Below are 11677 nucleotides of genomic sequence, written 5' to 3' on the forward strand. Positions count from 1 at the left end.
GAGAACAGAGAACAGAGAACAGAGAACAGAGAACAGAGAACAGAGAACAGAGAACAGAGAACAGAGAACAGAGAACAGAGAACAGAGAACAGAGAACAGGAATAGAATACTTAACTGACTCTAAGTTTCAAATCAACAACTCACAACTCACAACCGACAACTAAAACTAAATATCCAGTGCTTTGATTTGGCGTTCTAAAGTCAGCGCATAATGATAGCTGTAGCGGAAGATTTCATCGGCATTTTTAAGGTTGTAAAGACTGAATTGGGTCATGTTTGGCGGTTCGAAATACAAATGACAGCTGTGTGTTTTTTGTTCAACCGAACTTTTCATGGCCAAATGAAAACAGCGATCCAGAATATTGTTCATACTTACTTTTTCGACTTCTTTTTTGATGGAATTCACATAACTGCCAATGATTATATCGCATTGACCTAAAAGTGGTTCGATAGGGAAATTGTTCATCACACCGCCATCTACATATAAAGTGTCATTGAAATGTACGGGTTGAAATAATAACGGCATACAGGAAGAAGCCATAATAGCCTGAGAAAGATTTCCTGAAGTAAAATAAACCAATTCGCCTTTTAAAATATCAGTTGCGGTAATATACAAAGGAATGTCTAAATCTTCGAAGGAATTATGCGGAAAACAGTCCAGGTAAATGTCATGAAAGCCTTTCATGGCAAAAAGTCCTTGTCTTTTCATTAGCAAATTAGAAAAACTAAAAATTTGACCTTTTTTCAGAATATTCAAAATCTCAGTTGCCGTATAACCGGCTGCATAAAAAGCGCCAGCAATGGCACCTGCACTGGTTCCGGAAACAATAGAGGCTTTGATACCAAATTCTTCTAAGGCTTTTAATAATCCTAAGTGGGCAATTCCTCTTGCGCCACCACCGGAAAATACAATCCCAACTTTAGTTTTCATTTGTTAAGGTTATGAGTTGTGAGTTATGAATTATGGTTATTGCTTAAGATTCAATGAAATCTTCACTTTTAGGAATACTCAATAACGCATTAACGGCAATTTCCGGAACAGGATCGATGAGTTTGCGTAATTTGGTATCCATCCAGGCGCCATCGACTGTAAGTGTAGCACAAAGTAAATTGTCTTCGGTGCGAAATTCATGCGCAATCGACCAGCGTGAAGCATCGGTGCGCATTTTAGCAACGGTAGTATGGATATAAACGGAATTTCCCTGAGTGATTTCTTTTCTAAAAACACATTCTTCTCTAAAAAGTACCGGGCCAAAATGCATTTTTTGGAACACTTTTAAATTCAGTCCCAGACTGTCTAATATTTCCATGCGGTGTTGGGCGGCACAATCGTAATACACACTGTGACGAACGTGAAAATTGGGGTCTAAATCAGCCCAGCGAAAAGTAAGGTGTTTACTGAAAGAAGTCATATTGAAGATTAAAATAAAATTTTGTTCTTGTAAATTTAACGAATTACAATCTATTTTGAATGGCATTTTTTATTTTATCAGGCAATTTTAAAAACCAAAAAGCGATTTCTAAAAAAATAGAAACCGCTTTTCTTGTTTGTTATGAAATGAATTAATCATCGATAGCCTGTTCCGCCAGAAGTTGGAATTTCCAGCCGGTATTATCAGATGTTTTTTGTGTTTGTTTCAGAATAATTCCTATCAAATCCTCTTTTGGGTCGGCAAAATATTGGGTATTGAAATAACCGCCCCAGTTGAAAGTTCCCGCGCTGCCTTGTCCGCCCAAATCTTCGCCCATTTGGTTAAGAATTCTGAAACCTAAACCATGTCCGGCATCGGTTTTGCCCCAAATTTCACCTATTTGATTGCTCAACATAAACTGAATGGTTGTTCTGCTCAATAAGCGAACGCCGTTTAATTCGCCTTTATTTAGGAACATTTGCAGGAAAGTTGCATAATCTTTGGCAGTACTCGAAAGTCCGGCACCACCGGAGAAAAAGCTTTTGGCTCCTTTGACAGGATAATTAACATCATAAAAAGTATTCGGAAACGGAATCCATTTATCGTTTTCTTTGGTTTGAATCGTAACTAATCGGTTCGCTTTGGATTGAGGCAAATAAAAAAAGGTGTCATTCATGCCTAAAGGTTCAAAAATGTGAGTTCGGTAATATTCATCCATTGGCATTCCTGACATCAATTCAATAAAATAACCAATGACATCCAAACCTTCACTATAAGTGAATTTTTCGCCGGGATTGTGGTGTAAAGGCAGCTTTGCCAGTTTTTTGACACTTTCGGCAATAGTAATTCTGTCGGTGGTAAATAAATCGGTTACGCCGGCATCTTTGTATATTTTTTTAAAACGGGGATCACTGTCAATTTGGCCATAGCCAATTCCGGAAGTGTGGGTGATAAGGTCGCGAATGGTGATTTCTCTTTTGGCGGCTTTCGTAGTATATTTTCCGTCAGGATAAACCGAATCTAAAACCTGCGGATTTTTGAATTCGGGAATGTATTTCGAAATGGGGTCGTCGAGTTTGAATTTGCCTTCTTCCCAAAGCATCATCACAGCGGTTGTAGTAATGGCTTTGGTTTGGGAGGCAATTCTGAAAATAGCATCGGTATTCAGTTTTTTGGAAGCCAAATTGTCAGCCATTCCAAAGGCTTTCAGATACACAATTTTGCCATGACGGGCTACCAGAGCAACTGCTCCCGGAATTTCCGAATCAGCAACTGCTTTGTTAAGCATATTGTCGATACGCGCCAGTCTTTCGTCTGACATGCCAGCGCTGGCAGGAGTAGCTTCAATGAGTTTTGGGGAATTTTTAATGGATTTAGTTTGAGCGTTATTGCTAAAACTGGAAATCGTAAAAAGTAAAATAAAAAGGTTTTTCATGGTTGGTTCTTTTTAGATTTAATTTGTGCTAAATCTGTTTGGTTGGTTTTATTAAAAACAGAATATTCGGTTTTATTAATTTTCTTTTTTGCTTGATCAAAAAAGAAACAAAAAAATATTCATAGGTTATTATTGTTTTTTTGGTATTCATGAATCTTCGATTTCAAGTCTTACGCTTCCTCGTCGGTCAAATTAGTTTTCGAATGCGTAAAAAGAAAAGAAACTCGCTACGCTCAGGCAGCTTTTCTTTTTACGCATTCTTCAAACATTTGACACTCGACTGCGGAAGCTAAGGACACTCGAACATTAGCGGTTTAATTTTAATCTGTGGAAATTTGTTAGATCCACTTTATCTGTATTCCGATTTTTAACAATAAAATGTTATTACTCCGGAATTTTTTCAATCAAAATAGGATTGTTGTTACTATCGTAATAGGTACAGGTCATTTCGATAATATCCACACGCCATTTGGCAATACCACAAATGGCGGCATGCTGACAAAAAGTAGGATAGTCAGTTTGTCCGTCCTGATGCATGACCAGAAATTCGATAAAACGTTCTTTGTTAGCTGATGGTGTTACTGCAATGGCATCGTATTTTTTTTCGGTGCTTACGCTAAAATTGTCAGCTCCAATATAAGCTACACTACCGTCAGTAACAATGGTGTTGTAGCCATTTACGCCTAATTGGATTAAATCCTGAATATAATTGGGAAAATCAGCTCCCGATTTTACTTTGGCATGTGCCGCTTTTATTTGTTCTATGGTAAACATGTTTGTTTTTTTAGGTTTTCAAATTTAATGTAAAAAGAGGTATTGTTTATTTTTTAATAGAAATTTCTCTTTGTGGAAAAGGTATTGAAATCCCTTCCTGATCAAAGCGTTTTTTGATACTTTGCAATAAATCGCAGTACAAAATAAAACCGTCGCTGTGATTTTTGGTCCAGGCCCAGGCTTTCAGATTTACACTGGAATCGGCCAGTGCGATGACTCTGGCAACAACAAGAGGTGTGTTGTTCAAAATATTTTCAGGAGTTCGGGTGTCAATAAACAGCGGATGTTTGGCTACTTCATCCTGCATGATGGCAAGTGCTTTTTCGATGTCGTCTTCGTAGCCAATTCCTATTTCTATGCCTTTGCAGCATTTGGTGTCCTGCATATTGGTGTTTTGAATAATTCCGTTACTGATGACCGAATTTGGAATAATAATCCGATTGTTTTCAACGTCTCTTAAAACCACCTGTCTTAAATTGATGTCTTCTACAATTCCGGTATAATCATTTATGGTAATACGGTCGTTGATGCGAAAGGGTTTGAAAATAACCAAAAAAATACCACTCATAATATTGCTCAGGGCTTGTTGGGATGCCAAACCGGCTATTAATGAAATAACTCCGGCACCAGCCAATAAGGAATGTCCGATGATTTTGAATTCGGGAATTTGAATCAGGGCGAAGGAAATTCCTAAAATATAAATGACAGTAATGATAAGGTGTTTTAAGAATTTGAAACCCGTAACATCAAAATCTTTGTGTTCTAATCCTTTGTACATAAATCGTTTCAGGATTTTGTCAACAATGGCGCCCAAGACGAATGTACATACTAAAATCAGGATTATAGTGATGAGTAATTTTAAATCAGTTTTAAAGTTGAGCATGGGCGATTTTTTTTAGATTTTAAAAATAAGAAAATGTGATGGAATTTTCAGTTGATTTTTTGTTTAGTGAATTTTAATTTTTAGTTCTGATTGCTATTGAGAGAGGGCTACATTAATAATATGACAGTCCGAAATTGGGTTTTGCATTTCTGTCAGCGTATTAAAAATGTCATCTTGTCAGTAGTTTTATGTCAATTATAATTATTTATGCCAATTTACAGCGGGCTTTTATATTGGCATAAAGATTGACTTATGCAGCATGAGTTATAAACTAGTATATTAAAATTTAAATATAAATAAAAATGGGTAAAATAATCGGAATTGATTTAGGTACGACCAACTCTTGTGTTTCTGTAATGGAAGGTAGTGAGGCAGTTGTTATTCCTAATGCAGAAGGAAAAAGAACTACACCATCTATCATCGCTTTTGTTGAAGGTGGAGAAATTAAAGTGGGTGATCCTGCAAAAAGACAAGCAGTAACTAATCCAACTAAGACTATTGCTTCTATCAAACGTTTTATGGGACATACTTTTGCTGAAACTGAAGCTGAGGCAAAAAGAGTTCCTTACAAAGTAGTAAAAGGAGACAACAATACACCACGTGTGGATATTGATGGTCGTTTATATACTGCTCAGGAATTGTCTGCTATGACACTTCAAAAAATGAAAAAAACTGCTGAAGACTATTTAGGTCAAACAGTTACTGAAGCAGTTATTACTGTTCCTGCTTACTTTAACGATGCGCAACGTCAGGCTACTAAAGAGGCTGGTGAAATCGCTGGATTAAAAGTTATGCGTATCATCAACGAGCCTACTGCTGCTGCATTAGCTTACGGATTGGATAAAAAAGGAACTGATCAAAAAATTGCTGTTTACGATTTAGGTGGAGGTACTTTTGATATCTCTGTTTTGGAATTAGGTGACGGAGTTTTCGAAGTATTATCTACTAACGGAGATACTCACTTAGGAGGTGATGATTTTGACCAAGTAATCATTGACTGGTTGGCTGACGAATTCAAAGCTGAAGAAGGTATTGATTTGCGTTTGGATCCAATGTCATTGCAACGTATTAAAGAAGCTGCTGAAAAAGCTAAGATTGAATTATCATCTTCTGCTGAGACTGAAATCAACTTACCATACGTTACAGCTACGGCTTCAGGACCAAAACACTTAGTGAAAAAATTATCTCGTTCTCAATTTGAGAAATTAGCTGATTCTTTGGTAAAACGTTCTATGGAGCCTGTTGCTAAAGCATTAAAAGATGCTGGTTTATCAGTTTCTGATATCGACGAAGTAATCTTGGTAGGAGGTTCTACTCGTATCCCAAGAATCGTTGAAGAAGTAGAGAAATTCTTCGGTAAAAAAGCTTCTAAAGGAGTTAATCCTGATGAGGTTGTAGCTATCGGTGCTGCTATCCAAGGAGGTGTACTTTCTGGAGATGTAAAAGATGTATTGTTACTTGACGTTACTCCATTATCTTTAGGTATCGAAACTATGGGTGGTGTAATGACTGTTCTTATCGAAGCTAACACTACTATCCCAACTAAAAAATCTCAAGTATTCTCTACTGCTGCTGATTCTCAACCATCTGTAGAAATCCACGTATTACAAGGAGCCAGAGCAATGGCTGCTGATAACAAAACAATTGGTCGTTTCCACTTAGATGGTATTCCACCAGCACCAAGAGGAGTTCCTCAAATCGAAGTATCTTTCGATATTGATGCTAATGGTATCATCAAAGTTTCTGCTACTGATAAAGGAACTGGAAAATCTCACGATATCCGTATCGAAGCTTCTTCTGGTTTAACAGCTGAAGAAATCGAACAAATGAAAAAAGATGCTGAAGCAAATGCTGATGCTGACAGACAAGCTAAAGAAAGAGCTGAAAAATTGAACGAAGCTGACAGTACTATCTTCCAAACTGAATCTCAATTGAAAGAGTTAGGAGATAAAATTTCAGACGAAAACAAAACAGCTATTGAATATGCTTTAACTGAATTGAGAATGGCTCACCAATCTCAAGATTTAGAAGCTATCCAAAAAGGTTTAGACAACGTAAACGCTGCTTGGAAAAAAGCTACTGAAGCTATGTACGCTCAAGGAGAGCAAGGTCAGGCAGCTGCTGCTGAGCCACAAGCTGAAGGTGATAACGTTCAAGACGTAGATTACGAAGAAGTGAAATAATTTAGTACTAAGAAATTAGTATTAAGTATTAAGATAAAACCGTTCCTGAAAAGGATCGGTTTTTTTTGTGTTCTAATTTTAAACCCGACAGGTTTTATAACCCAAGTGTAAGCAAGAGCAGTGAAAGACACTATTTAGTTGTTTTTTTACACAATATTGTCATTCCGACGAAGGAGGAATCTCCGTAAGTTATTCCATAATCAAAATCACTAATCTTTGTCGAGCTTCTAACTGAGATTCCTCCTTCGTCGGAATGACATACTTTGAGATTTTTTAGTTTGTTTAAAAAATAAATTTTTAAGGTGTATCGGTTATTTCAAAAAGCTATCGGGTTTATTTTTCTCTGATAAGAATTTATTCCCAAAACATGATTTATCTCATAAAACAAACAGGAATTTCAAACTACTTTTGACCTCGTTAATTCTTGTTTTTTAATTGTTAAGTTGTACTTCTGTGCCAAAAGTTTTTCGTAATATTACTGTTAAATTATTTTTGTATGAGAAAAATAAAATATAAAAAAGCCAGAAAAGTACAATTGAATCAGCTGGAATATACCGGAAAACATAAGCGTTCAGAATCGGAAATGCAGTTGTTTGTCTATGACGAGTCCTCTTTAGAAGAGAATCCTAATATTGTACTTTCCGATTTTCAGCACAGCATTGATTTGACTAAAAACAACTGGTTGAATTTACACGGTTTGAATGATATTAGTATTGTTGAAGGGATTGGTAATTTTTTTGATATTGGTAATTTTTTGCTTTCAGATATTTTAAATACAACGCGGCGAACAAAATTAGAAGAAACAACTACCAGTTTGTTTTTTAACATAAAATCCATTTTGCCAACAGAGAATTCGGATAATATAACGGTAGAACAAATCAGTTTTTTGTTAAAAGAAGGCGTTTTAATTTCATTTCAGGAAAAACGAAGTGATTTTTTTACGCATATCCGGGAACGCATTCGAACCAAAGTAGGTGTGATTCGGACTAAAAAAACCGACTATTTATTGTATTTGCTTTTGGATGCTGTTATCGAGAATTTTTACATTACTATTGAAAACGAAGAAGACAAAGTTGAAGAATTATTGGTGCTGGCTAAATCCAGTGACAATCCGGATATTTTGGTGCGAATAGAAAAACACCGCGATAATTTTAATTTTTTAAAACGTTCTATTGTTCCGTTGCGGGATTCTTTAACCGGAATTAAAAGTTTGCAGGAAGACATCATTTGTAATGTTATCGAAGACGATTCCTATGTATATTTTTCCAGATTACATCAAAAAAGTTTAGAACTTCTGGAACAAATTGAATCGGATATGGGGATGCTGGAAACTGCTTCAAATTTCTTTTTTTCGTCTCAGGGACACAAAATGAATCAGATTATGAAAACCCTGACGATTGTTTCGGCCACTTTTATTCCGTTAACTTTCATTGCAGGTATTTACGGGATGAATTTTGAAAATATGCCGGAATTAAAATTCCAAAACGGTTATTTTATTGTTTTAGGAGGTATGTTTTTGTTGGTTTTGGCCATGGTGGCTTATTTTAAAAAGATAAAATGGTTTTAAAAAGATAAAGGAAGAATCAGAAATTAAAATATAAAAATAATGAACAAAGCTATTTATATCGCAACTTCCGAAAGTAGTAGCGGAAAATCTATTATTACTTTAGGTTTAATGAGTATGCTGATTGGTAAAACGGCAAAAGTGGGTTATTTCAGACCCATTATTGAAGATTTTGAAGATGGAAAATTAGACAATCATATCGAAACGGTGATTTCTTATTTTGGTTTGGATATCAAATTTGAAGACGCTTATGCCATTACCAAAAGTCAGCTTATTAAAAAGAAAAATAAGGGAAAAATAGGCGATGTTTTGGATTTGATTATCGAAAAATTCAAACATTTAGAGGAACGTTTTGATTTTGTTTTGGTGGAAGGAACCAGTTTTAGCGGGGAAGGTACAGCCATAGAACTCGATATGAATGTATTGATTGCTAAAAACCTGGGGATTCCGGCGATTATTGTCGGTTCGGGTGTGGGGAAAACTTTAGAAGAATTCCTCGACGGCGAATATTTAGCTTATGATTCGTTTAAAAATAAAGAAGTAGAAGTTTTGGCTTTTATTGCCAATAAAATCCAACCTGAAAATTTACAATTAGCCGAAGAAGGTTTGCGCAGTGTTTTACCCAAAGAAGTTTTGGTGAGCGCTATTCCGGTGGTTTCCAGTTTGAACAATCCAACGGTTAAAGAAATTGTGGAAGAATTGGATGCTAAAGTGCTTTTTGGAAAAGATTATCTGAATAACGAAGTGGGTAATTATAGTGTGGGTGCTATGCAGCTGCGTAATTATTTGTTGCATTTGAAAGAAAATGCTTTGGTAATCACACCGGGAGACCGTGCAGATATTATTTTAGGGGCTTTGCAGGCTAATGAATCGGCTAATTATCCAACTATTTCGGGGATTGTTTTAACTGGAAATATTTTGCCGGAAGATACCATTTTAAAATTAATTGACGGTTTGCATAGTGTGGTTCCGGTTATTTCGGTTGAAGGAGGAACCTATCGCATTACCAATCAAATTGGTTCCATTCAATCTAAAATTTATGCCGAGAATAAACACAAAATTGAAACTTCCATCAGCACTTTCGAAAAATATGTGAATCTGGATGAATTAGCCAATAAATTAAGTGCTTTTGAAGCCGAGGGAATGACGCCAAAAATGTTTCAGTATAATTTGGTCAAAAGAGCCAAACAACATCGCAAACATATTGTGTTACCCGAAGGAAATGACGATCGGATTATTATTGCCACTTCGCGACTTTTGGCAATGGATGTGGTGGATATTTCGATTATTGGAAATAAAAAACAAATCGAACAGAAAGTTGCCGAACTGGGAATTGCATTTGATTTTTCGAAAGTAAATATTATTGTGCCAATCGAATCGGAATTTTATGATGATTATGTAAATACCTATTATGAACTTCGAAAAAGCAAGAATGTTTCGATGGCAATGGCGAGAGATTTAATGGAAGATGTGTCTTATTTTGGTACCATGATGGTGTACAAAGGCCATGCGGACGGAATGGTTTCGGGAGCTGCTCACACCACCCAGCATACTATTTTGCCGGCATTGCAATTCATTAAAACCAAACCGAATTCGAGTGTGGTTTCTTCCATATTTTTTATGTGTCTGGAAGACCGTGTTTCTATTTTTGGTGATTGTGCTATCAATCCTAATCCAACAGCAGAACAATTAGCTGAAATTGCCATTTCTTCTGCTGATTCCAGTTTGGCTTTCGGAATAGAACCAAAAGTGGCGATGTTGTCGTATTCATCAGGTTCATCCGGAAAAGGAGATGAAGTAGAAAAAGTGCGCACCGCCACCGAAATTGTCAAACAAAAACGTCCCGATTTAAAAATAGAAGGACCTATTCAGTATGATGCAGCGGTAGATATGGGTGTTGGAAAAAGTAAAATGCCAAATTCAGAAGTTGCAGGGCAGGCGAGTGTGTTGATTTTCCCAGATTTAAATACCGGAAATAATACTTATAAAGCAGTTCAGCGGGAAACCGGAGCATTAGCTATTGGCCCAATGTTGCAGGGATTGAACAAACCGGTAAATGACTTAAGTAGAGGTTGCACGGTTGATGATATTATTAATACCGTTGTAATTACAGCAATTCAGGCGCAGGGATTATAAAAAAGTTTAATCGTTTAACTGTTTAATTGGTTTGCATTAAACGGTTAAACAATTAAGCGGTTAAACAATTAAACGATTAAAAATGAAAATAGTTATCATAAATTCTGGGAGTTCTTCGATTAAATACCAATTGATAGATATGCCGGCTAAAGAAGTGATTTGCAGTGGTATGATTGATAGAATTGGTTTGGAAACTTCAAATTTTAGTTATAAAACCAATAAAGATGTTTTGGAGGAAATTTTGCCTATTCCCAATCACAAAATTGGTTTAGAGAAAATAGCACAATTATTACTCGATGAAAATATAGGAGTAATAAAAAGTACTAAGGAAATTGAAGCTGTGGGGCATCGTGTGGTTCACGGTGGAGCCAGTTTTTCCGATACAGTTTTGATTACGGAGGAAGTCAAAGAAAAAATAAAGCAACTTTTTGAATTGGCTCCCCTGCACAATCCTGCCAATTTAGAAGGAATTATTGTGGCGGAAGAAGTTTTTCCTGCAGCGAAACAAATTGCGGTTTTTGATACGGCTTTCCATCAAACGATGCCCGAAGTTGCTTATCGTTATGCTATACCCAATTATTTGCTGACAGAAAATAAAATCAGAGCGTATGGTTTTCACGGAACTTCTCATAAATATGTTTCTGAAAAAGCGATTGCTTTTTTAGAGAAAAACAGCAAAATAATTACAGTTCATTTAGGAAATGGCTGTAGTATCACTGCGATAAAAGACGGAAAAAGTGTCGATCACAGTATGGGATTTGGTCCTATGAACGGTTTGATTATGGGAACCCGTTGCGGTGATATTGACCAATCGGTGATTTTTTATATGGTTAATACCTTAGGTTATAAATTGAACGAAGTCAATACGGTTTTGCAAAAACAAAGCGGAATGCTGGGACTTACCGGCTATAGTGATTTAAGAGATATTCAGGCGAATGCTCAAAAAGGGGATGCTAATTGTCAATTGGCACTGGATATGAATGTTTATCGAATAAAAAAATATATTGGTGCTTATGCAGCGGCAATGAACGGTGTAGACGCTATTGTGTTTACAGCCGGAATTGGCGAAAATTCGACTTATATCCGAAAATCAGTTTGTACAGATATGGAATTTTTAGGGATCGAATTGGATGACGCAAAAAATGAAATTCGTTCTAAAGAAATCAGAGCAATCAATACCGATAATTCCAGAACTAAAATTCTGGTAATTCCTACCAATGAAGAGCTTGAAATTGCTAATCAGGTGTCTGAATTAATTTTAGCTTAGCTTTTTTTCAGATTTAATAGTAA

At 36.2% G+C, this 11677-nt stretch carries 9 protein-coding genes; 4 read left to right on the plus strand and 5 right to left on the minus strand.

Annotated features, from left to right (window positions below):
* Positions 1-166: 166 nt before the first annotated feature.
* The 5 genes from B6A10_RS13610 to B6A10_RS13630 all read right to left on the minus strand — a co-directional run bounded on the left by B6A10_RS13610 (position 167) and on the right by B6A10_RS13630 (position 4504).
* Positions 167-931: a patatin-like phospholipase family protein gene (locus B6A10_RS13610; RefSeq protein ID WP_188221303.1), complete on the minus strand. Its 765-nt coding sequence runs from the start codon at positions 929-931 to the stop codon at positions 167-169.
* Between the two features lie 43 nt (positions 932-974).
* On the minus strand, positions 975-1478 hold the full coding sequence (locus tag B6A10_RS13615) for an acyl-CoA thioesterase (RefSeq protein WP_394354337.1): 504 nt from the start codon (positions 1476-1478) through the stop codon (positions 975-977).
* Between the two features lie 85 nt (positions 1479-1563).
* Positions 1564-2847, minus strand: a complete 1284-nt coding sequence (locus B6A10_RS13620; RefSeq protein ID WP_188221304.1) for a serine hydrolase domain-containing protein — start codon at positions 2845-2847, stop codon at positions 1564-1566.
* Between the two features lie 384 nt (positions 2848-3231).
* Positions 3232-3621 carry a DUF1398 domain-containing protein gene (locus B6A10_RS13625; protein WP_188221305.1) on the minus strand — a complete coding sequence of 130 codons (390 nt, stop codon included), beginning with the start codon at positions 3619-3621 and terminating at the stop codon, positions 3232-3234.
* Between the two features lie 46 nt (positions 3622-3667).
* On the minus strand, positions 3668-4504 hold the full coding sequence (locus B6A10_RS13630) for a mechanosensitive ion channel family protein (RefSeq protein WP_188221306.1): 837 nt from the start codon (positions 4502-4504) through the stop codon (positions 3668-3670).
* 302 nt (positions 4505-4806) lie between these two features.
* On the opposite strand from B6A10_RS13630, the gene dnaK reads away from it, so the two are divergent.
* The 4 genes from dnaK (at position 4807) to B6A10_RS13650 (ending at position 11654) form a co-directional block, all read left to right on the plus strand.
* Positions 4807-6687 (plus strand): molecular chaperone DnaK, encoded by a 1881-nt coding sequence (gene dnaK / locus B6A10_RS13635; RefSeq protein ID WP_188221307.1) that lies wholly within the window; start codon positions 4807-4809, stop codon positions 6685-6687.
* 496 nt (positions 6688-7183) lie between these two features.
* A complete protein-coding gene (gene corA, locus B6A10_RS13640; RefSeq protein WP_188221308.1) occupies positions 7184-8254 on the plus strand; it encodes a magnesium/cobalt transporter CorA in 1071 nt (356 codons plus the stop codon).
* A 39-nt stretch (positions 8255-8293) separates the two neighbouring features.
* Positions 8294-10387, plus strand: coding sequence for a phosphate acetyltransferase (gene pta / locus B6A10_RS13645; protein ID WP_188221309.1), 2094 nt, complete (start codon positions 8294-8296; stop codon positions 10385-10387).
* An 82-nt stretch (positions 10388-10469) separates the two neighbouring features.
* The gene (locus B6A10_RS13650) at positions 10470-11654 is read left to right on the plus strand and encodes an acetate/propionate family kinase (RefSeq protein WP_188221310.1); all 1185 of its coding nucleotides are present in this window, start codon (positions 10470-10472) and stop codon (positions 11652-11654) included.
* Positions 11655-11677: the final 23 nt, after the last annotated feature.

Origin of the sequence: Flavobacterium pokkalii (assembly GCF_014596575.1) — a bacterium.
GTDB classification, from domain to species: domain Bacteria; phylum Bacteroidota; class Bacteroidia; order Flavobacteriales; family Flavobacteriaceae; genus Flavobacterium; species Flavobacterium pokkalii.

Bases quoted from the DNA above. Each gene is read 5' to 3' on its own strand.
- B6A10_RS13610 (WP_188221303.1), bottom strand. From the start codon at position 931: ATGAAAACTAAAGTTGGGATTGTATTTTCCGGTGGTGGCGCAAGAGGA.
- dnaK (WP_188221307.1), top strand. From the start codon at position 4,807: ATGGGTAAAATAATCGGAATTGATTTAGGTACGACCAACTCTTGTGTT.
- B6A10_RS13650 (WP_188221310.1), top strand. From the start codon at position 10,470: ATGAAAATAGTTATCATAAATTCTGGGAGTTCTTCGATTAAATACCAA.
- B6A10_RS13615 (WP_394354337.1), bottom strand. From the start codon at position 1,478: ATGCCATTCAAAATAGATTGTAATTCGTTAAATTTACAAGAACAAAAT.
- B6A10_RS13630 (WP_188221306.1), bottom strand. From the start codon at position 4,504: ATGCTCAACTTTAAAACTGATTTAAAATTACTCATCACTATAATCCTG.
- pta (WP_188221309.1), top strand. From the start codon at position 8,294: ATGAACAAAGCTATTTATATCGCAACTTCCGAAAGTAGTAGCGGAAAA.
- corA (WP_188221308.1), top strand. From the start codon at position 7,184: ATGAGAAAAATAAAATATAAAAAAGCCAGAAAAGTACAATTGAATCAG.
- B6A10_RS13625 (WP_188221305.1), bottom strand. From the start codon at position 3,621: ATGTTTACCATAGAACAAATAAAAGCGGCACATGCCAAAGTAAAATCG.
- B6A10_RS13620 (WP_188221304.1), bottom strand. From the start codon at position 2,847: ATGAAAAACCTTTTTATTTTACTTTTTACGATTTCCAGTTTTAGCAAT.